Origin of the sequence: Streptomyces iakyrus, from assembly GCF_000717055.1 — a bacterium.
GTDB lineage: Bacteria > Actinomycetota > Actinomycetes > Streptomycetales > Streptomycetaceae > Streptomyces > Streptomyces iakyrus.
In genome coordinates, this window is sequence record NZ_JNXI01000011.1 from 195,451 (window position 1) to 216,260 (window position 20,810).

Below are 20,810 nucleotides of genomic sequence, written 5' to 3' on the forward strand. Positions count from 1 at the left end.
CCGTTCCGGGCAGGCCGCCCCGACGCGTCTTCAGCCGTTGCGGCAGAGGGCGGTCAGGAGTCGGCGGGACTCCGGCTCCGGCTTCCCCAAGTGCCCCTCGGGCGCGCCGACGCCCGGTCAGGGCCCGGCCGGCTTCACCTTCCTGTCGGTGCCGTTCACCCGCACGGTGACCTTGCGGCGGTTGCGGGCCCGGTCGGCCGTGATGCTGAACGACGTGACCTTCCCGTTCCGCCACGTGCAGCCGACCTCGTAACCGCCACGGGCGCGCAGCCCGGTGAAGGAGCCCTTGGCCTTCCAGCCGTCCGGCAGGGCGGGCAGCAGGTGGATGACGTCGTCGTGACTCTGCAGGAGCATCTCCGCCACGGCGCCCGAGATGCCGAAGTTGCCGTCCATCTGGAAGGGCGGGTGGTTGCAGAACAGGTTGGGCAGCGTGTTGTACGTCAGCAGTCCGCGCAGCATGATCCCGGCGCGCTGCCCGTCGCCCAGGCGGGCGAAGAGGGCCGCCCGCCAGGGCCAGGTCCACGAGCGGCGGCTGTCGCCCGACACCGTCCCGGCCGTGAACGGGACGCCTTCCTTCTCGCCGCAGCGCGCCTTGAGGGAGACGAGGGCGGCGGCCGCGAAGTCCGGTGTCCGCGGGGTGATCTGGCGGCCCGGGTAGACCGCGAAGAGGTGCGAGGTGTGGCGGTGGATGTCGGTGGGGCCGTCGATGTCCTCCTGCCACTCCTGCAACTGTCCCCACTTGCCTATCTTGTTCGGTGCGAGACGCGCCTGCAGGTCCGCGATCCTGGCCCGGTAGGCGGGGTCCTCCTTGAGCACGGACTCGCAGTCGAGGTAGTTCTGGAACAGGTCCCAGATGATCTGCTGGTCGTACATGACGCCGTCCTCGCGCGGCCCGTGCTCGGGGGACCAGCCGTCGGGGGCGACCAGGAGGCCGTCCGCGCGCTCCTTGAGGTGGTCCTCCCAGAACTCGCAGATCTCCTTGATCATCGGATGGGCGACGCTGCGGAGGTAGTCCAGGTCCTGGGTGAACGCCCAGTGCTCGTACAGGTGCTGGGCGTACCAGGCACTCGCGACGGTGTTCCACTCCCAGGCGTTGCCGCCGAAGACGCTCTGGCTGGTGCGGGCCGTCCAGCCGCGCGTGTCCGCGCCGAAGGCGTTGCGGGTCGCGACGCGGCTGGGCACCGCCACCTGCTCGACGTACCGGACGAGCGCCTCGTGGCACTCCGGCAGGTTCGTCGTCTCGGCGCCCCAGTAGTTCATCTGGACGTTGATGTTGGTGTGGTAGTCGGAGGCCCAGGCGGGCTGGTTGCTGTCGTTCCAGAGGCCCTGGAGGTTGGCGGGCAGGCCGTTCGGGCGGGAGGAGCCGATCAGCAGATACCGGCCGTAGTGGAACATCGTCTGCTCCAGCGTCGGGTCCTCCCCGCCCGCCGCGTAGCGCGCCAGCCGGGCGTCGGTCGGCAGGGCGACGACGTCGGCGCCGGAAGTGCCCCAGTCGACCGCGACACGGTTCATCAGGGCACGCGTCTCGGCGGTGTGCTCGTCGCGCAGCGCGCGGTAGGACCGGGCGGCCGCCTTGCGGAGCGTCCTGGCGACGACCGGCGCCGGGTCGGTTCCGCGCCATCCGGCGGCGGCGTCGAGCTTGTAGTCGGTGCGGGCGTCGAGGAAGAGGGTGAGGGTCGTGCAGCCGCTGAACCACAGCACGGACCGGTCGGAGCGCAGGTCGCCGTCGGTGTGCACGGCCTGGACGGTGCACGCGTGCTTGAGGCCGTTGCCCATGACGCCGCGGAAGCCGATGCGCCCGGTGGCGGCGTCGACGGTCGTCGGCGCCTCGTCCTGTCCGGACGTCAGCGAGATCGCCCCGGAGAGTTCGCCGGCCCGCTCCGAGGTGTACCGGAAGACCATGACGTCCGCGGACCGGCCGGCGAAGGCCTCGCGCAGGACGCGCCGTCCCGGTGCGCCGAAGCCGGTGACGTGGACGCCGTTCACGAAGTCGAGGGAGCGCCGGTAGTCGACGACCGCGCGCTGTGTGCGCGAGTCGAAGCCCTTGCCCTCCAGCGCGATCTCCGCGATCTGCAGGCCGGTGGAGGAGGCGCGTGGCGTAAGGGTGAGGCGGAAGGTGCGGTAGGCCGTGCTGTCGGCGATCCGGAAGGTCCGGGTCTCACCGCGGCCGGCGAAGGGCGTGGAGGGGTTCTGCGTGTCGAGGGTCGTCCAGGCACGCCCGTCCTGCGACGCCTCGAACCGCCACCCCGCGGGGTCGTCCTCGGGACGGTCCGGGGCCGAGGTCAGCGCGTACGACGTGACGGTGACCGCGCGGGGCAGGTCGGCCTGCCAGACGACCGCCGGTGCGGCCGCGCCGACCCGCCAGACCGTGGCCGGATCGCGGTCCACCGAGCGCAACAGGTCCGTGGGCCGGGACCCGGTCCCGGACCCTGCGGAGTGCCCGCTCGGCGACGACAGGTACATCGTGCCGCCCCCGCCGAGGTCGACTCCGGCCAGGCCGATCTCGCTCACCTGGAAGTGGCTGACGCCCGCCTTCGGGACGAAGTCGAACCGGTAGAAGCGGTAGGCCGCGGTGTCGGCGCAGGTGAATTCCCGTGTCTGGAAACGGTTTTCGAAGGGGGCGTCCAGCGTGCGTCTGTCGAGTGTGGTCCAGGCGGTGCCGTCGGTGGAACCGGAGAACGTCCACTCCTGCGGGTCGCGCTGCGGTACGTCGTTGGCGCTCGTCAGCCGGTAGGCCGCCACCGTGGCCGGGGCGGGGAGCTCGACCTGCCAGCGCACCTTCGGCCCCGGTCCCTCGATGCACCACTTGGTGTTCGCGTCACCGTCATACGTCTTGTCGACGCCTTCCGACGAGCTGCTGCTGTACGGTCCCCCGGGAGCCGTGACCTCAGGAGTCGCAGGGGGAGCGAAAGTGACGAAGAGGTCGCCGAAGTTCCGGTACGAGCCGAAGCCGGTCATGCCGGTGTCGAAGTCGCTGTCCGGCTTGCCCGCCAAGGCGTTGTCGTAGTTGTTGACACCGCCCCACAGGCTCTGTTCGTTGAACTGGATGCGCTCTTGGTGGGGATCGGCGAAGAGCATGGCACCGAGCCGGCCGTTGCCGATGGGCAGGGCCTGCGACTGCCAGTCCGTGGCAGGCACGGAGTAGGTCAGCGCCTCGCGGGACAGGGTGGGCCACGGGACGTACGCCGCGTCGCCGCCCCCTGCGGCGACGGCCTGCGGTGCGGGTGATCCGCCGGTGAGCTGAGCGAGCAGCGGCGCGACGGCGAGGCCGCCGCCGAACTTGATGACACTGCGTCGTTGCGGCTGGCTTCCATCGCTCACAGTGAGATCTCCCGACCTATTCATCGGTTCTTTCGCAGGCAAGTGACGCCACATCGACATCTGTCGGCGGCATGAACATCGTCGGCACTAAATAGATCGGATGTCTATAGGTGTGCATCACAGAGCAGTCGGTCAACCGGCCGTCTTCGCATCCATGCATCCCGAGTGGGTTCGAAATTTCGCATGCCGTTCCGGAAACTCGCGGCGCCAGAGATGACCGACGCAGGCTCGGCCAAGTCAACACCACGGGCATCCCTGTCGGGCAGGCGACTGAACTGCTGTGATGCCGCCTCCAGATTCCGAATGTTTCGTCACTGAAATCGAATCCTGCGAGAAGGATTGACGGAGTCGGCGGGACTTCTATCATCCAGAATGCTCGACACAGCGATGCATGTTCGACATCCCGAACCAGGCGCAGCGCTCCTCTCGTTCGCGGCAAGGCATGAGCACCACGCACAAATGTCATGGACCCATCAAACGCCCCATACGTGCTGCCCTGCTGGCCCACCCACCCCCCACGAGGAGATCCATGAACCTGCTGAAACGGCTCGGCTGTCGCCGGGCCTCGGTCCTCGGTCTGCTGGCCGCGACCGTCCTGGTGACACCCGGTACGGCCACCGGCGCGCCCGACGCCGTGCAGGCCTCCACCCTGGGCGCCCAAGCCGCCCAGTCCGGGCGGTACTTCGGAACCGCCGTGTCGGCCGGACGGCTCGGCGACGGCACGTACACCGGCATCCTGGACCGTGAGTTCAACTCGGTCACGGCCGAGAACGAGATGAAGTGGGACGCGACCGAGCCGTCCCGGGGCTCGTTCACCTTCGGTCGCGCCGACCAGATCGCCAACCGCGCTCAGGCCCGCGGTCAGCGTCTGCGCGGCCACACCCTGGTCTGGCACTCCCAACTGCCCGGCTGGGTCGGCTCCATCAGGGACGCGAACACGCTGCGCGGCGTGATGAACAACCACATCACCACCGTGATGAACCGCTACAAGGGCCGGATCCACTCCTGGGACGTGGTCAACGAGGCCTTCGCCGACGGCGGCAGCGGCCAGATGCGCAGCTCGGTCTTCCGGGACGTGCTGGGCACCGGCTTCATCGAGCAGGCGTTCCGCACGGCACGGTCGGCCGACCCGGCGGCCAAGCTCTGCTACAACGACTACAACATCGAGAACTGGAGCGACGCCAAGACCCAGGGCGTCTACCGCATGGTGCGTGACTTCAAGTCGCGCGGGGTTCCCATCGACTGCGTCGGGCTCCAGGCCCACTTCGGCGCCGGCGGCCCGCCCGGCAGCTTCCAGACGACACTGTCGAACTTCGCCGCTCTCGGGGTGGACGTCCAGATCACCGAGCTGGACATCGCGCAGGCGCCGCCGACCGCCTACGCGAACACGGTCCGGGCCTGCATGAACGTCCCGCGCTGCACCGGCATCACCGTCTGGGGCATCCGCGACAGCGACTCCTGGCGCAGCGGCGAGAACCCACTGCTGTTCGACCGCAGCGGCAACAAGAAGCCGGCGTACAACGCGACGCTGACGGCGATGGGCGGCACGCCGACCGCCGCTCACGGCAAGCCCGCCGTCACCCCTTGACCGACCGCGCCGTGGGGAGCGCTCCTGCCGGGAGCGCTCCCCATCCCCCTTGGCTCACCGCCGACCTTCGGACACACCCCCTGTCAGAAAGCCGAGGTACCTGCCATGCGCCGTGTCCTCCCCGCCCTGGTGGCAGCGCTGTGCGCACTGCCGCTGGCGCTCGCCGCCGCCCCGGCCGCCCACGCGGCGGACCCGACGACCATGACCAACGGGTTCTACGTGGACCCCGACTCCAGCGCGAAACGGTGGGTCGCCGCCAACCCCGGTGACGGCCGGGCGTCCGCGATCAACACCTCGATCGCGAATGTCCCGACGGCCCGCTGGTTCGGCTCCTGGAGCGGCACCATCGGCACCGCCACCGGCGCGTACGCGGGCGCCGCGGACGCCCGGGACAAGCTGCCCCTGCTCGTCGCCTACAACATCTACAACCGCGACTACTGCGGCGGGCACTCCGCGGGCGGAGCCTCCTCGCCGTCCGCCTACAGGAGCTGGATCGCCCAGTTCGCGGGCGGGATCGCCGGCCGCCCGGCCCTCGTCGTCCTCGAACCGGACTCCCTCGGGGACTACGGCTGCATGACCCAGGCGCAGATCGACGAGCGCGAGGGCATGCTGACCGGAGCGCTCGCCGAGTTCAACCGCCAGGCCCCCAATACCTGGGTCTACCTCGACGCCGGCAACCCGGCCTGGGCGAGCGCGGCGACCATGGCCCGGCGTCTGCACGAAGCGGGTGTCCGGCAGGCCCACGGTTTCTCGCTCAACGTCTCCAACTACCTGACCACGGCCGAGAACACCGCGTACGGCAACGCCGTCAACAGGGAACTCGGCGCCCGGTACGGCTACACCAAGCCGTTCGTCGTGGACACCAGCCGCAACGGCAACGGCTCCAACGGCCAGTGGTGCAACCCTTCGGGCCGCCGTATCGGCACTCCCACCCAGCTGGGCGGGGGCGCCGAGATGCTCCTGTGGATCAAGGTGCCGGGCGAGTCCGACGGCAACTGCGGCGTCGGAGGCGGCTCCTCGGCGGGGCAGTTCCTCCCTGAGGTCGCGTACAAGATGATCTACGGCTACTGATCCGGGGAAGTTCGGGTGCGCCTGGGATCCCGGGCCAGGCGCACCCGGCGACGGACCGCCGGCTGTGGCGTCGCGCCGTCGGACCGGCGGCAGAGTCGAAGCGCTTCGACGGGCGTCGACCGCTCCGCACCGCCCCGGGGCACCGGGCCCCGGGGCGCCGTGACGCCGTGGCGGACCTAGGCTGGAAGCGGCCGCTGGAAACGAGCCCTGACGGGGACCGCTGTCCGGACGGAGGCGTGTCGCGTGGAGATGGCCGGCAAGCAGGACGCGCCCACAGCCGTTGTCGTGGTGGACCCGGACGGCGTGGTGAGCGGCTGGAGCGAAGGGGGCCGGCTGCTGCTGGGCTGGACCGCGCAGGACACCGTCGGCCGCCCCGTGGCCGACCTGCTGGTCGACCCCCCGCCCCGCGGCTTCCCCGAGGGCTATAGATCCGGCCCCGACCCGACCGGCTTCACAGCCCTGCGGCACCGGGACGGTTCCACGGTGGACGCGGTGCTGACCGCTCACCCACTGTTCGGCCCAGACGGCCGGGCGCTGGGGCACGCGGTGACCGTCCAGCGCTGGGGACGCCGCCCGGTGGTCGCCGACCGGGCCTTCGAGCAGTCTCCCTTCGCTCTGGGCGTCTACGACCCTGAGCTGCGGTTTCTGTGGATCAACGCCTCCTCGGGCCGGGTGATCGCGCACTCCGAGGACCAAGTGCTCGGTAAGCATTACCGCGAGGTGCTTCCCGAGTTCGACCGCACGCTGTTTCCCGAAAGGGACGACAAGCCCTACACCGACGCGCTCGCCGAAGTGGCGAGGACGGGCGAGGCCACGCGTCTCATCACCGTCTTCCGCCCTCGCGGCAGCGACTACGCCAATGCCTGGGCCACCAGCATCTGGCCCGTCCGGGATGCCGAGGGCAGGGTCCGCGCGATCGCCAACTGGGGTTTCGACATGAGCGCCGAGTACTGGGCCCGGCAGCGCCTGCTCATCCTCAACGAGGCCAGCGGCGGCATCGGCCGGACACTCGACGTGATCGGCACCGCCCAGGAGCTGGCCAGGACCCCGGTGCCGGGATTCGTCGACCTCGTCGGCGTGGACCTCTTCGACGAGGTGCTGCGCGGAGAGGAACCGCCTTCCGTGTCCTCCTTCGACCCCGGCGAGACCATCAGGCTCAGCCGTGCCGCCCAGCACAGCACGAAGGTGGACGCCGACCATGCTCCGGAGGCCATGGCATCGGTCACCCACGCGCCCGGTTCCGTCGCCGCCCGCTGCATGGCCACCGGCAGGCCCACGGTCGAGCTCACCACTGAGCCCGGCGAGGGCGGCGAATGGGCCTTCGGGCCCGGACTGGCCGCCGACCCGGCCCACTGGCCACCGGGCAACCCGGTGATCGACGGGTCCATCGCCGCCGACGGGCTGACCGGGCGGATCACCGTGCCGCTCCAGGCGCGCGGCGCGCTGCTCGGGGTGGTGTCCTTCTCCCGCCTCGACCGGCCCGAGGCGTTCACGGCCGACGACTTGATCCTCGCCGAGGAGCTGGCCGCGAAGGCGGCCGTCGCCATCGACAACGCCCGCCGGTACTCGCGCGAGCGCACGACCGCACTGACCCTGCAACGCAGCCTGCTGCCGCAGGGCCTGCCGACCCAGGAGGCGGTCGAGGTGGCATCCCGCTACCTGCCCGGCGGGACCGGCGCGGAAGTGGGCGGTGACTGGTTCGACGTCATTCCGCTGTCCGGCGCCCGGGTCGCCCTGGTCGTCGGCGATGTCGTCGGCCACGGTCTGCACGCCTCGGCCAGCATGGGCAGGCTGCGCACGGCGGTGCGCACCCTCGCCGACGTCGACCTGCCGCCCGACGAGCTGCTGACCCACCTGGACGACCTGGTCCTGCACCTCGCCGGCGACCACCGGCCCGACGGCCACTTCCAGCCGACCGGCGAGTCCGGCGCCACCTGTCTGTACACCGTCTACGACCCCGTCTCCCGCCGTCTCACGTTGGCGAGCGCCGGCCATCCACTGCCGCTGGTCATCTCCCCGGACGGCACCCTGCCCCCGGTGCCCGCCCATCCGGGGCCGCCGCTCGGCCTCGGAGGGCTGCCGTTCGAAGCCGCCGAGCTCGAACTGCCCGAGGGCAGCCTGCTGGCCCTCTACACCGACGGGCTGGTGAGGAGCCACGAGCGCGATGTCGATGAGGGGATCGCCGAACTGCAGCGGGTCCTGAACCACTCGACCACCTCGCTGGAGGAGCTGTGTGACACGGTGATGGACGGCATGCTCCTGGACCGCCGGACCGACGACGCCGCCCTGCTGCTCGCTCGCACGTGCGCGCTGGATCCCCACCACGTCGCCGACTGGGAGGTCGAGCCCGACACCGCACAGGTGCCGAACGCCAGGAAGTTCGCCGTCGACCAGGTGGACGCCTGGGGCCTGGAGGAGGCGGCGTTCGTCACCGAACTGGTCGTCAGCGAGCTGGTCACCAACGCCATCCGGTACGGCGAGCCGCCGATCAGACTGCGCCTGATCCGCGACACCTCGCTGATCTGCGAGGTCTCCGACGCCAGCAACACCGCCCCGCACCTGCGCCGGGCCCGCGCCTTCGACGAGGGCGGCCGGGGCCTGTTGCTCGTCGCCCAGCTCACCCAGGGGTGGGGCACCCGGCACACCGGCAACGGCAAGACGATCTGGTGCGCGCAGGCGACACCATCCCCTACCTGACGGCTCGTAACCACCGTCGGCAACCGCCAAGATCGACAACTGGTCAATCGTAATGTGGCCTGCGAAGCTGGAGTTCAAGGGCTCATCTACTAGGTTGTCTAGGAGGTTCCCGTGAAGATGCTGATCAACGTCCCGGAGACCGTGGTCGCGGACGCGCTGCGCGGTCTGGCGGCTGCCCACCCGGAGCTGACCGTGGACGTGGAGAACCGGGTGATCGTGCGGCGGGACGCCCCCGTCGCCGGACAGGTGGGGCTGATCTCGGGCGGCGGCTCGGGGCACGAACCGTTGCACGGTGGTTTCGTGGGCCCCGGCATGCTGTCGGCGGCCTGTCCCGGCGAGGTGTTCACCTCCCCCGTGCCCGACCAGATGCTGCGCGCGGCCGCCGCCGTGGACAGCGGGGCCGGCGTGCTGTTCATCGTGAAGAACTACACCGGCGACGTGCTCAACTTCGACATGGCCGCCGAGATGGCCGAGGACGAGGGCATCCAGGTCGCGAAGGTGCTGGTCAACGATGACGTGGCGGTGACCGACAGCCTGTACACGGCCGGGCGGCGCGGCACGGGCGCGACCCTGTTCGTGGAGAAGATCGCGGGCGCCGCCGCTGTCGAGGGGATGCCGCTGGAGCGGGTCGAGGCCATCGCCCGGCAGGTGAACGAGAGCTCCCGCAGTTTCGGGATCGCGCTGAGCGCGTGCAGCACCCCGGCCAAGGGCAGCCCGACCTTCGATCTGCCGCCGGGCGAACTGGAGTTGGGGATCGGCATCCACGGCGAGCCGGGCCGGGAGCGGCGCGCCATGATGACCTCCGGCGAGATCGCCGAGGCGGCCGTGGAGGCGGTGGTGGAGGACCTGCAGCCGCGCAATCCGGTGCTGGTCCTGGTCAACGGCATGGGTGCGACGCCCCTGCTGGAGCTGTACGGCTTCAACGCCGAGGTGCACCGGGTGCTCGCCCAGCGCGGCGTCCCCGTGGCCCGCGTCCTGGTGGGCAACTACGTCACCTCCCTGGACATGGCGGGCGCCTCGCTCACGCTGTGCCAGGTCGACGAGGAGCTGCTGCGGCTGTACGACGCGCCGGTGAAGACCCCGGGTCTGCGCTGGGGCGTGTGACACACAGGGGGTAGAGGATCACCACGTACCTACCAGGCAAGGAGATCCAGTGCTCGACGCCGATTTCTTCCGCCGTTGGATGACGGCCACCGCCGCGTCCGTCGACCGTGAGGCGGAACGGCTCACCGCCCTCGACTCCCCCATCGGGGACGCCGATCACGGCAGCAACCTCCAGCGTGGGTTCACGGCCGTCGTGGCCGCCCTGGAGAAGGAGGCCCCGGACACGCCCGGCGGGGTCCTGACCCTGGCCGGACGCCAGCTGATCTCGACGGTCGGCGGCGCCTCGGGGCCGCTGTACGGGACGCTGCTGCGCCGTACCGGCAAGGCGCTGGGCGATGCCGGCGAGGTCAGCGCGGAGCAGCTGGCCGAGGCGTTCCGGGCGGGGGTGGACGCGGTCATGACGCTCGGCGGCGCCGCCCCGGGCGACAAGACCATGATCGACGCGCTGGTGCCCGCGGCGGACGCGCTCGGCGACTCGTTCGCAACGGCCCGGACCGCAGCGGAGGAGGGCGCGGTGGCGACGACGCCCTTGCAGGCGCGCAAGGGCCGGGCGAGCTATGTGGGCGAGCGCAGCATCGGCCACCAGGACCCGGGCGCCACGTCGTCGGCGCTGCTGATCGCCGGACTCGCGGAGGCCGCCGGTGAGTGACGAGCAGCTGGTGGGAATCGTGCTGGTGTCGCACAGCGCGGAGGTGGCCGCGTCGGTCGCGCAGCTGGCGAAGGGGCTCGCGGGCGGTGGCGCGGTGGTGCCGGTGGCTCCGGCGGGCGGCACCGAGGGCGGCGGGCTGGGTACGAACTCGGAACTGATCGCCGCCGCGGCCGCGTCCGTCGACCGCGGAGCCGGGGTCGCCGTCCTGACCGACCTGGGCAGCGCGGTGCTCACGGTGAAGGCGCTGCTCGCGGAGGGCGACGAACTCCCGGAGCGGACGCGCCTGGTGGACGCACCCTTCGTGGAGGGTGCCGTCGCCGCGGTCGTCACGGCGTCCACCGGGGCGGACCTGGCGGCGGTGGAGGCGGCCGCCACGGAGGCGTACACCTACCGGAAGGTGTGAGCGACGGCTGCGGCCGGGGACGCCCGGCCGCAGGCCGTCCGCGCCGTGACACGTCGTCATCCGCTCACTCTGCGTCGGCCTGGGGCCCGTCGGCGAACCGCCTCGCCGCCCGCTCCCCTTCCGTCACGGCCGCCGCGTGGTCCTCGACGGGCGACACCTTGGTGTTCTTGAAGACGATGTAGGTGACGCCGGAGGGTGCGCCGCCGCCGTGCGGGTCGGCGCGGATACCGAGGGCTTTGGCGGTCGCGTAGGACGCCTCCCCGATGATGCCCTGCGGGCCGGTGTCGCCGACGACCGCGTACTGCACCCGGTCGCGGTAGACGACCGCCACCACCGAGCCGCCGCCGATGCCGTGATCCCGGTAGTCCCAGAGGCCGCTCGGCGCCGGTACGACGATGAAGGGCAGGCGTTCGGCGCTCAAAGGGCGGCCGTCGGACTGGGCGTAGGCCGTGCTCGCGGCGAAGTACGGGTCGGTGCGGCGGTTGCAGCGGGGTCCGGGGCGGCCGTCGCAGTCGATGTCCATGTCGGCCTTCCAGAACACGGCGTCGCGGGTGCCACAGACCGGGATGTCCGCGGGGGCGCCGTTGTCGCTGCGGTAGTGGCCGCGCGAGACGGGATCGCAGTCCCGCACCTCGGCGAGCAGTTCGGCGGCGCTGACGGTGCTCTTGCGCCATACCGCGGGGTGGGTGTGTGCGGCAGGCGGTGTCGTCGGGGCGAGCAGGGCGGCGCTGGCCGCGGCCAGGGTGAGCGACTGGACACGCACGATACGGGAGCCTCTCGTGGGGAACCTGACGGGCACTCAGCCCAATCTGTGCCCCAAGGCGATCACCCGGCCACCGCTGGAGGGCCGGACGGTGCACGGCCCCAACCCCCGACAGGGGCCGGGGACCTGAGTCCGTGTGAGACCCCGGCCGCCCGGCCGCCTGTGCCGGCGCGGGATCTGCGACGACAGCTGTCCGCGCGACAGGCCCGAACTCCCTGGTGTCCGCCAGGAGTTCGACCGTGAGGACCTTCAGCATACGTAACTCTCCCGGGTGGTCGCGCCCGGCCGGGGTGACGCCCTCTTCCGGTGGCCGCTTTCACGCCACGGGCGACGCCCTCTTGATGTGATCGCGCCAACGGCGCCATATTGGTCCGGACCATTCACGTGTGCCACCCCCGGGAGGCAGTGCCGTGCGAAGCCGTTCCGCCGCGACCTCGTCCGTCCTGCGCAACCTGGCGCTGTGCGGCGCTCTGGCGCTCGTCGCCTCGTGCGGCTGGGCGGGAGCGGAGGAAGGGGACGGCGGTGCCGTGCCCGGTGCGCCCACGGGTGTCACCGCCGCGGCGGGCAGCGCGACGAGCGTGCACGTCATGTGGAACGCGACCGCAGGGGCGGAGGTCTACGAGGTGTATCGCGGCACCACGAAGGTCACCGAGGTGCCGGGTTCGAAGCACATGGTGGACGTCACCAGGCTGCGGCCCTCGACGCAGTACGCCTTCTCCGTACGGGCACGCGACACCGACGGGCGGCTGGGCCCGCCGAGCCGCACGGTGCGGGCGAGGACGCCCGCGGCGGTCGCCGACGACCGCTCCGCGCCGACCCGCCCGGCGGCGCCCCGCGGCCGGGCGGCCGGAAGCCGGGCCGTCCAGCTGTCCTGGTCCGCCTCGGCGGACGACCGGGGCGTGGTGTCGTACGACATCCACCAGGGAGGCACGAAGATCCACAGTGTGGGCGGGGGCCAGACGGCCACGGTGCTCACGGGGCTGCGGCCCGGCACGCGCTACGTGTTCACCGTCCGGGCCCGGGACGCGGCGGGCAACGTCTCCCCCGCCGGTTCCCCCGTCCGCCTCACCACCCCGGGCACGGACGACGGCCGCGCCACGGCCCCCACGGGCTTCCGGGCGACGAGCCACCGCGAGGACGGGGCGTACCACGTCGACCTGAGCTGGGTGCCACCCCGCGTGGACGGTGAGATCGCCAAGTACCAGGTCCAGCTGGACGGCCGGCCCGCCACGTCCCTGGTGTACGGCGGCAGCGTGCCGCGCGACCGGGCCACGTACAGCTTCTACGTGGGGCGGAAGGCCGGTGTCACCCACCGGGTCCGCGTCCGGGCGATGCTGCCGGACGGCACCTGGGGAGGCTTCTCGGCGGAGCGGGCGGTGACGACGGGCACGGGGCGCTGACGTACCCCCGGCATCGGCCGGGAGCGGGAACCCGTCACCTGCACGGGGGCGCTCGGAGTGCGGTGGGGGCCCAGGGAGCTTTGGCTGACCCCGAGGCAGCACGGGCGTTCCCCGACCCTCGGCGGCGCTAGGGATGTACCGCCAACCGTGCCGCCGGAGGGCAGTCCACATGCGCAACTCATCGCCAGTTCTCCGCTCCGGCCTGACCGTGGCAGTCGCCGCCGCGCTGCCCTTCGCCCTGGCCTCGGCCGCTGTCGCGGGCCCGGGCATCTCCGTGAGCACCACGGGGTCCACGGTCTCGGTCACGACCAGCTCGTGCACCCAGATCAGCGGCAGCTGGGGCACCGCATCGCTCCTCACCAGCAGCCAGGGCAGCTTCGCCCAGGGCCGCCAGGTGACGCTGTCGGGGACGTCCACGAGCCAGTCCGCCGCCTGGTCGAACGTCACCCCGGGCACGTACACCGTGATCGTCATCTGCTCGGACGGCACCACCGCCGGCACCCAGTCCGTCGTGGTGTCCACCGCCCCCTCCCCCTCGCGGTCCGTGACCCCGTCGGCCTCGCCGTCCCGCGGCGTCATGGGCGGGGTCGGCGGGTCCTCGACGGACTACGGCACCGTCACGCTGGTGGCGGGCGGCACGCTGGTCGGATCGGGTCTGCTCGGGGCGGCCTGGTACCTGCGCCGGCGCAACAAGCCGCACCGGCTCTGATCCGGTGCGAACGGCGGCCCGCCCCTTCCGAAGCGCTCCGGTCGGGCGGGCCGCCGTCACGTCGCGGCGAGGACGGACGGGACGCTCAGGTCGGTTCGCCGTCCGGGAGTTCGGCGAAGTCCTCCAGGGCGCGCCGCAGCCACTGGGTCCAGAAGGTCTCCAGGTCGATGCCGGCCCGCAGGACCAGATGCCGCAGCCGGTCCTCGGTGCCGTCCCGGCCGGGCGGGAAGTCGCGCCGCTCGATCTCCTCGTATTCCGCCAGCTGCCGCTCGTGCAGCTCCAGATGGCGCCGCAGATCGGTCTCCAGGCCCGCCGTGCCGACCACGGCCGCCGCCCTGAGCCGCAGCAGCAGGGTGTCGCGGTGCGGCTTGGGGTCCTGGGAGGCGGAGGTCCAGCGGGCCAGTTCGGCGCGGCCCGCGGGCAGGACCTCGTAACTCTTCTTCTGCCCGCGGGCCGGCTGCTGTGACGGCAGGGCCCTGATTAGGCCGTCGGCCTCCAGCTTCCCGAGCTCGCGATAGATCTGCTGGTGCGTCGCCGACCAGAAGTAGCCGATCGACCGGTCGAACCGGCGGGTCAGCTCCAGCCCGGACGACGGCTTCTCGAGCAGGGCGGTGAGGATCGCGTGCGGGAGTGACATGGCCTCATCCTAGGGACGCGTCGGTGCACTACAGGGCGGCCGCGAGCTCGGTACCCTGCTTGATGGCGCGCTTGGCGTCCAGTTCGGCGGCCACGTCGGCGCCGCCGATGAGGTGCGCGCTGCACCCGGCGGCGAGCAGCTCCTCGTACAGGGCGCGGCGCGGCTCCTGACCGGTGCAGAGCACGACCGTGTCGACCTCCAGCACCGTGCTCTCCTCGCCCACGGTGATGTGCACTCCGGCGTCGTCGATCCGGTCGTAGCGCACGCCCGGGACCATGGTGACGCCGCGGTGCTTGAGTTCCGCGCGGTGGATCCAGCCGGTGGTCTTGCCGAGGCCGGCGCCGACCTTGGAGGTCTTGCGCTGGAGCAGGTGGACGGTGCGCGGCGGGGCGGGCCGCTCGGGCGTGGCGAGCCCGCCGGGGCCGCGGTAGTCCATGTCGACGCCCCACTGGCGGAAGTACGTGGCCGGGTCCTCGTGGGCCTTGTCGCCGCCGTCGGTGAGGAACTCGGCGACGTCGAAGCCGATGCCGCCCGCGCCGAGGATCGCGACCCGGTCGCCGACCGGGGCACCGTCGCGCAGGACGTCGAGGTAGCCGACGACGCTCGGGTGGTCGACCCCGGGGATCTCGGGGGTGCGCGGAGTGACGCCGGTCGCGACGACGACCTCGTCGTAGCCGTCGACGTCCGCGACGGTGACCGGGGTGTTCAGCCGGACGTCGACACCGTGCCAGTCGAGCTGGGTGCGGAAGTAGCGGAGCGTCTCGTCGAACTCCTGCTTGCCCGGGACCTTGCGGGCGACGTTGAGCTGGCCGCCGATCTCACTCGCCGCGTCGAACAGCGTCACCTCGTGCCCGCGCTCGGCGGCGGAGACCGCGCAGGCCAGCCCGGCCGGCCCCGCCCCGACGACCGCGACGCGCTTGCGCAGCCGGGTCGGGGAGAGCACGAGCTCGGTCTCGTGGCAGGCGCGCGGGTTGACCAGGCAGGAGGTGATCAGGCCGCTGAAGGTGTGGTCGAGGCAGGCCTGGTTGCAGCCGATGCAGGTGTTGATCGCCTCGGGCCGGCCGGCCTCCGCCTTGGTGACGAAGTCGGGGTCGGCCAGCATCGGGCGGGCCATCGACACCATGTCGGCCGCGCCCTCGGCGAGCAGTTCCTCGGCGAGTTCGGGGGTGTTGATGCGGTTGGTGGTGACGAGCGGGACCGACACCTCGCCCATGAGCCGCTTGGTCACCCAGGTGTACGCGCCGCGCGGCACGGACGTCGCGATGGTGGGAATGCGGGCCTCGTGCCAGCCGATGCCGGTGTTGATGATCGTCGCCCCGGCGGCCTCCACGGCCTTGGCGAGCGTGATCACCTCGTCGAGCGTCGAGCCGCCCGGGACGAGGTCGAGCATGGAGAGCCGGTAGATGACGATGAAGTCCTCGCCGACCGCCTCGCGCACCCGGCGCACGATCTCCAGCGGGAAGCGCGTCCGGTTCTCGTACGAGCCGCCCCAGCGGTCGGTGCGGTGGTTGGTCTGCAGGGCGATGAACTCGTTGATGAGGTAGCCCTCGGAGCCCATGATCTCCACGCCGTCGTAGCCGGCCTGCCGGGCGAGGCGGGCGGCGCGGACGTAGTCCTCGATCGTCCGCTCGACGTCGGCGTCGGTGAGCTCGCGGGGCGGGAAGGGGCTGATCGGCGCCTGGACGGGGCTCGGCGCGACGAGGTCCTTGTGGTAGGCGTACCGGCCGAAGTGCAGGATCTGCATCGCGATCCGCCCGCCCTCGCGGTGCACGGCGTCGGTGATGACCCGGTGCTGCTCCGCCTCCGCCTCGGTGGTGAGCTTCGCGCCGCCCTCGTAGGGGCGCCCCTCGTCGTTCGGGGCGATGCCGCCGGTGACGATCAGGCCCACTCCCCCGCGGGCGCGGGCGGCGTAGAAGGCGGCCATGCGCGCGAAGCCGCCCTCGGCCTCCTCCAGGCCCACGTGCATGGAGCCCATGAGGACCCGGTTGGGCAGGGTCGTGAAGCCCAGGTCGAGAGGAGTCAGCAGGTGCGGGTAACGGCTCATCGGGCCCTCCGTGCGCGGTGTCGTGCCTGTAGTTGTAGAGGACTACCGCGGGTTTGTGCAACTAGTTGCACAAGGTGATGGAGGGCACAGGAGGGCCATGACCAGGGGCCCTACGGGGGCGTCAGGGCATGGCCGGTCGCGCTGCCGGGCGGCCGGTGCGGTGAGGGGCGGTCACCGGCTCCGCAGACGTACGTGGAGTTCCTTCTCCTGGTCGCCGGAGACCGTGCTCAGATCGTGCACGTCGAACAGCGAGTCCAGGGTGGTGCGGAACCGTTCGATCGCCCAGTAGCCGCCGTGCAGGTCGGCCTCCACGGAGGACGACAGGTGCACCGGCTGCGCGCCCTCGTGCTCGTCGGCGACGTCGAAGGTGCCGAGCCAGACGGTCGGGCGGGTCTCGTGCAGTTCCTCGGGCACGTCGTCGGCGCACCGGTCGGACTCGAAGCAGGAGCACAGCGCGTCGAACACGATCCGGGCGTCGTGCTTGCTGCACCCGCTGATCTCCACCGAGACGGAGTGGGGGTGCGGTCGCTCGTGGTCCATCGCCATCGTGATCGCTCCTCTCGTGGCCACCGATGCCGTATCCGCCCCTACCCCAGCAAAGCACCACCGTCCGGCGAGCACTACCGGCGGTGCACCGCTTCCGGTGACGGGTTTGCGGGGCGGCCCGCGCCGTGTCGGGAGATGGTGGAAGGTGACGGAAGGGGCCTTCGGGAAGCGGCTCCGCGCGGTAGAACATGGGGTGTCGGCACACGACGGCGTGCCGCGAGGACGGCGAAGGCGGGGCGTGGGATGAGTGCAGCCGGGTCTCCCGAGTCCGAGGGCGACCGTCCGGTGCGCGGGTCGGCGCGCCCGAGCGGGCTGCTGGACGTGCTGCGCGTGGCCTCCGTGGTCCTGGACGCCGAGGGCCGCATCGTGCTGTGGAGCCCGCAGGCGGAGGAGCTGTTCGGGTACGAGGCGCGGGAGGCGCTCGGGCAGTACGCCGCCCGGATCATGGTCCACGAACAGCACGTCGACCTCGTGGTCAAGCTGTTCGCCGATGTCATGGGCACCGGGCAGAGCTGGGCGGGGGCCTTCCCGATCCGCCGCAAGGACGGCAGCACCCGGCTGGTGGAGTTCCGCAACATGCGGCTGCTGGACGACCAGGGCGACGTCTACGCGCTCGGGCTGTGCGCCGACCAGACGACCGTGCACCGGCTGGAGCGGGAGGTGGCGCTGTCGACGCGGATGATCGCGCAGTCCCCGATCGGGCTGGCCGTGCTCGACACCCAGCTGCGGTACGTCTCGGTCAACAGGGCGCTGGAGGAGATCAACGGCGTGCCCGCCGAGGAACACCTGGGACGCACGCCCCGGGAGGTCGTGCCCCGGATGGACGTCGACGCCCTGGAGACCGCGACGCGCCGGGTCCTGGAGACGGGCACACCGGTCGTCGACCAGTCCACCATCGGCCGCACCCCGGCCGACCCGCACGAGGACCACGCCTGGTCGATCTCGCTGTACCGGCTGGAGAACGCCTTCGGGACGGTGCTGGGCGTGGCCGTCTCGATCGTCGACGTCACCGAGCAGTACCGGGCGGGCATCGAGGCCGAGGCCGCCCGCCGGCGGCTGGCCCTGATCGCCGACGCCTCGGGCCGGATCGGCACCACACTGGACCTGGACCGCACGGCCGCCGAGCTGGCCGAGGTGGCCGTGCCGGAGCTGGCCGACATCGCGGCCGTCGACCTGCTGGACGCGGTGGTGCAGGGCCGGCGCACCAGCCTGGGTCCCGCCGAGGCGGCCGTCATCCGGGCGCTGGCGGTGCAGGGGTACGACTCCGCCGAGGCGCTGGAGGCGGCCGACCCGCCCGGGCAGGTCGCCCGGTACGCCCCCGACCGGCTCGTCACCCAGTGCGTGCGCACCGCGAGCCCGGTGATGCTGCCTGAGGTCAAGGACGAGGACCTGGACCGCATCGCCCGTTCTTCCGAGGCGGCCGAGCTGCTGGGCCGGGCCGGGGTGCACTCGTATCTCGCGGTGCCGCTGATCGCGCGGGGCGAGGTGCTGGGGGCCCTGGACCTCAAGCGCACCCGCAATCCGCTGCCGTTCAGCGAGGACGACCTGCTGCTGGCGCGCGAGCTGGCCGCCCGGGCCGCCGTGCAGATCGACAACGCGCGCTGGTACCAGAGCGCCCGTGAGACCGCGCTCACCCTCCAGCGCAGCCTGCTGCCCAGCCATCCGCCGGTCACGGGCGGGCTGGAGGTCGCCTCCCGCTATCAGCCGGCCGGGGCCACGAGCGAGGTCGGCGGCGACTGGTTCGACGTGATCCCGCTGGACGCCGGGAAGACGGCGCTCGTCGTGGGCGATGTGATGGGCAGCGGCATCCCCGCGGCGGCGGCCATGGGGCGGCTGCGCACGGCGACCAACACCCTCGCCTCCCTCGACCTCGACCCGAACGTGCTCCTGGAGCACCTCGACAGGATCACAGCGGGTCTCGAACAGACCATCGCCACCTGCGTCTACGCCGTGCACGACCCGCATCTGCGGCAGTGCCGGATCGCCAACGCCGGGCATCTGCCGCCGGTGCGCGTGCGGCCGGGCCTGCCCCCGGAGCTGCTCGACCTGCCGACCGGCGTGCCGCTCGGCGTGGGCGGTGTCGCCTTCTCCACCACCACCGTCGGCCTCGAACCCGGCGACCGGCTGGTGTTCTACACCGACGGCCTCGTCGAGACCCGGCGCGACCCGCTCGACGAACGGCTCGGCACCCTGCTGTCCCTGCTCGACGGGCCCGACCGGCCGCTGGAAGAGGTCTGCGACCTGCTGCTGCGCACGCTGCACGAGCCGGACAACTTCGACGACGTGGCGCTGCTCATCGCGCGGGTCACCCCGCCGGACCGAGGACCTGCGAGCCCTGCGGCCTGACGCCGATCACCACGTGGGCGTGACGCTCCTCCGACACGGCCGGCCGTGCCACCAGGCCGGTACGCGCGAAGGCCTCGACGGCGGCCGGGGCCTGGTGCCGGCTCGTCTCCACCAGGACGCAGCCGCCGGGGGCGAGCCAGCGGGGTGCCTCGGCCGCGACCCTGCGCAGCACGTCGAGGCCGTCCGTGCCTCCGTCGAGGGCGACCAGCGGCTCGTGGTCACGGGCCTCCTGCGGCAGCAGGCCGATCTCGTCGCTCGGCACGTACGGCACGTTGGCCGCGAGGATACCGACGCGGCCGCGCAGCGTGACGGGCAGCGCTTCGAACAGATCGCCCTGGTGCACCCGGCCGCGAGCGGCGGCGACGTTGCCGCGGGCGCACCGCACGGCGGCCGGGTCGATGTCGGCGGCGTGCAGCTCGACGTCGCCGAGCGCGGCGGCCAGAGCCGCTCCCACGGCGCCCGACCCGCAGCACAGGTCCACGACGACGGCAGCCCCGGGCGCCTGCTCAAGGGCCTGCTCCACCAGGAACTCGGTGCGCCGGCGCGGTACGAAGACACCGGGGGCGACGGCGATGCGCAAGCCCCGGAACTCGGCCCAGCCGACGACGAGTTCGAGCGGCAGACCGGCGACGCGGCGCTCGGCCATGGCGGCGGCCTCGGCCGGGGTGCGCGCGGTGGCGAGGATCAACTCGGCCTCGTCCTCGGCGAAGACGCACCCCGCGGTGCGCAGGGCGGTGACGAGCGCGTCACGGGACGGCGGCAGGGAAGGGGGGACGGAGGAAGACACAGACGGCATGGAAGCCCAGAGCCTTTCGGGAACCGAAGGGCGCTCCGGAGATCGCCTACGACCGGCGATCCGCGCGACGTCGAGGGGAGAGCACCCGAGCTGACACAGCGGTAATGGGTCTCACCTCCTCGGCTTCCGGCGGCCGGGTCCTCCCCGGCCGGACGGCAACCCTACCCGACGCACCGGCCGCCCCGTACGGCGATCGTGACGCCGTCCGGTCAAGTGGTTGGGTTGTGCAACCATGGAAGGAGCCGTGCAGCACCGTGGTGAGGGAGGTCCCGTGCACAGCGCCGACGCCGTGGAGACCATCCAGCGGGAGATGACGGTCTTCGCCCGCCGGGCCCGGGCCGCCGCGGGCCGGATGCACCCCGAGCTGTCGCTGGTGTCGTACACGCTGCTGGGGCACCTGGAGGAGAGCGGCGGATGCCGGGCCACCGACCTGGCCGCCCACTACGCCCTGGACAAGTCCACCGTCAGCCGCCAGGTGGCGGGGCTGGAGCGCGCCGGGCTCATCGAGCGCCGCCCCGACCCGGCGGACCAGCGTGTCCAGGTCCTGCACCTGACGCGGTCCGGGCGGCACGTCCTGGCCCAGGTCACCGAGAGCCGCCGGGCGGCCTTCCGGGAGCGCCTGGCAGGCTGGCCGGAGGAGGACCTGAGCCGGTTCGCGGAGTACCTCGTGCGCTACAACGCGTAGATGCCGGCCGGCGGGACGAGGACGGCCTGCACGTACGGTTGAGGACGCAAA

Annotated in this window: 15 protein-coding genes and 1 pseudogene; 10 read left to right on the plus strand and 6 right to left on the minus strand. The window is 72.1% G+C overall.

Annotation, left to right across the window (positions count from 1 at the left end; translation table 11 throughout):
* Positions 1-117: 117 nt before the first annotated feature.
* Entirely contained in the window at positions 118-3,321 is a 3,204-nt protein-coding gene (locus OO68_RS18710; protein ID WP_033309518.1) for a glycosyl hydrolase family 95 catalytic domain-containing protein, read from the minus strand.
* A gap of 529 nt (positions 3,322-3,850) precedes the next feature.
* Between OO68_RS18710 and OO68_RS18715 the strand changes: the two are divergent.
* The 6 genes and pseudogenes from OO68_RS18715 to OO68_RS18740 form a co-directional block, all read left to right on the plus strand.
* Positions 3,851-4,903: pseudogene (locus OO68_RS18715) on the plus strand (glycoside hydrolase family 10 protein); the annotation flags it as partial.
* Positions 4,904-5,014: 111 nt separating this feature from the next.
* Positions 5,015-5,980 (plus strand): glycoside hydrolase family 6 protein, encoded by a 966-nt coding sequence (locus OO68_RS18720; protein WP_033309519.1) that lies wholly within the window; start codon positions 5,015-5,017, stop codon positions 5,978-5,980.
* 249 nt (positions 5,981-6,229) lie between these two features.
* Complete coding sequence (locus OO68_RS18725) at positions 6,230-8,677, plus strand: SpoIIE family protein phosphatase (RefSeq protein ID WP_033309573.1); 2,448 nt, start codon at positions 6,230-6,232, stop codon at positions 8,675-8,677.
* A gap of 111 nt (positions 8,678-8,788) precedes the next feature.
* Positions 8,789-9,781, plus strand: a complete 993-nt coding sequence (gene dhaK, locus OO68_RS18730) for a dihydroxyacetone kinase subunit DhaK (protein ID WP_033309520.1) — start codon at positions 8,789-8,791, stop codon at positions 9,779-9,781.
* A gap of 49 nt (positions 9,782-9,830) precedes the next feature.
* Positions 9,831-10,430 carry a dihydroxyacetone kinase subunit DhaL gene (gene dhaL / locus OO68_RS18735; protein ID WP_033309521.1) on the plus strand — a complete coding sequence of 200 codons (600 nt, stop codon included), beginning with the start codon at positions 9,831-9,833 and terminating at the stop codon, positions 10,428-10,430.
* Positions 10,423-10,833, plus strand: a complete 411-nt coding sequence (locus tag OO68_RS18740; RefSeq protein ID WP_033309522.1) for a PTS-dependent dihydroxyacetone kinase phosphotransferase subunit DhaM — start codon at positions 10,423-10,425, stop codon at positions 10,831-10,833. The genes dhaL and OO68_RS18740 overlap by 8 nt, the downstream gene beginning before the upstream one ends.
* Before the next feature lie 64 nt (positions 10,834-10,897).
* Here the strand turns inward: OO68_RS18740 and OO68_RS18745 are convergent, their stop codons facing one another.
* Complete coding sequence (locus tag OO68_RS18745) at positions 10,898-11,596, minus strand: glycoside hydrolase family 75 protein (protein ID WP_033309523.1); 699 nt, start codon at positions 11,594-11,596, stop codon at positions 10,898-10,900.
* 410 nt (positions 11,597-12,006) lie between these two features.
* Here OO68_RS18745 and OO68_RS18750 point away from each other — a divergent pair, with 410 nt between their 5' ends.
* Together OO68_RS18750 and OO68_RS18755 are read left to right on the plus strand one after the other, a co-directional pair.
* Positions 12,007-12,996: a fibronectin type III domain-containing protein gene (locus tag OO68_RS18750; RefSeq protein WP_245237048.1), complete on the plus strand. Its 990-nt coding sequence runs from the start codon at positions 12,007-12,009 to the stop codon at positions 12,994-12,996.
* Between the two features lie 169 nt (positions 12,997-13,165).
* Positions 13,166-13,705 (plus strand): hypothetical protein, encoded by a 540-nt coding sequence (locus OO68_RS18755; protein ID WP_033309524.1) that lies wholly within the window; start codon positions 13,166-13,168, stop codon positions 13,703-13,705.
* Positions 13,706-13,790: 85 nt separating this feature from the next.
* Here the strand turns inward: OO68_RS18755 and OO68_RS18760 are convergent, their stop codons facing one another.
* From OO68_RS18760 to OO68_RS18770, 3 genes are all read right to left on the minus strand, one after another.
* Positions 13,791-14,342, minus strand: coding sequence for a PadR family transcriptional regulator (locus OO68_RS18760; RefSeq protein WP_033309525.1), 552 nt, complete (start codon positions 14,340-14,342; stop codon positions 13,791-13,793).
* A gap of 28 nt (positions 14,343-14,370) precedes the next feature.
* On the minus strand, positions 14,371-16,386 hold the full coding sequence (locus OO68_RS18765) for an NADPH-dependent 2,4-dienoyl-CoA reductase (RefSeq protein ID WP_033309526.1): 2,016 nt from the start codon (positions 16,384-16,386) through the stop codon (positions 14,371-14,373).
* A gap of 171 nt (positions 16,387-16,557) precedes the next feature.
* Entirely contained in the window at positions 16,558-16,926 is a 369-nt protein-coding gene (locus tag OO68_RS18770) for a hypothetical protein (RefSeq protein ID WP_033309575.1), read from the minus strand.
* Positions 16,927-17,175: 249 nt separating this feature from the next.
* Here OO68_RS18770 and OO68_RS18775 point away from each other — a divergent pair, with 249 nt between their 5' ends.
* Positions 17,176-19,278, plus strand: coding sequence for a SpoIIE family protein phosphatase (locus OO68_RS18775; RefSeq protein WP_033309527.1), 2,103 nt, complete (start codon positions 17,176-17,178; stop codon positions 19,276-19,278).
* Here OO68_RS18775 and OO68_RS18780 read toward each other — a convergent pair.
* A complete protein-coding gene (locus tag OO68_RS18780; protein ID WP_051814718.1) occupies positions 19,238-20,074 on the minus strand; it encodes a putative protein N(5)-glutamine methyltransferase in 837 nt (278 codons plus the stop codon). The genes OO68_RS18775 and OO68_RS18780 overlap by 41 nt on opposite strands.
* A gap of 232 nt (positions 20,075-20,306) precedes the next feature.
* Between OO68_RS18780 and OO68_RS18785 the strand changes: the two genes are divergently transcribed.
* A complete protein-coding gene (locus OO68_RS18785) occupies positions 20,307-20,759 on the plus strand; it encodes a MarR family winged helix-turn-helix transcriptional regulator (RefSeq protein ID WP_403548090.1) in 453 nt (150 codons plus the stop codon).
* Positions 20,760-20,810 lie beyond the last annotated feature (51 nt).

Excerpts from the sequence above, each read along its gene's own strand:
- OO68_RS18780 (WP_051814718.1), bottom strand. The coding sequence starts at position 20,074 with ATGCCGTCTGTGTCTTCCTCCGTCCCCCCTTCCCTGCCGCCGTCCCGT.
- OO68_RS18725 (WP_033309573.1), top strand. The coding sequence starts at position 6,230 with ATGGCCGGCAAGCAGGACGCGCCCACAGCCGTTGTCGTGGTGGACCCG.
- OO68_RS18720 (WP_033309519.1), top strand. The coding sequence starts at position 5,015 with ATGCGCCGTGTCCTCCCCGCCCTGGTGGCAGCGCTGTGCGCACTGCCG.
- OO68_RS18760 (WP_033309525.1), bottom strand. The coding sequence starts at position 14,342 with ATGTCACTCCCGCACGCGATCCTCACCGCCCTGCTCGAGAAGCCGTCG.
- OO68_RS18770 (WP_033309575.1), bottom strand. The coding sequence starts at position 16,926 with ATGGACCACGAGCGACCGCACCCCCACTCCGTCTCGGTGGAGATCAGC.
- OO68_RS18755 (WP_033309524.1), top strand. The coding sequence starts at position 13,166 with ATGCGCAACTCATCGCCAGTTCTCCGCTCCGGCCTGACCGTGGCAGTC.
- OO68_RS18775 (WP_033309527.1), top strand. The coding sequence starts at position 17,176 with ATGAGTGCAGCCGGGTCTCCCGAGTCCGAGGGCGACCGTCCGGTGCGC.
- OO68_RS18785 (WP_403548090.1), top strand. The coding sequence starts at position 20,307 with ATGGAAGGAGCCGTGCAGCACCGTGGTGAGGGAGGTCCCGTGCACAGC.
- OO68_RS18765 (WP_033309526.1), bottom strand. The coding sequence starts at position 16,386 with ATGAGCCGTTACCCGCACCTGCTGACTCCTCTCGACCTGGGCTTCACG.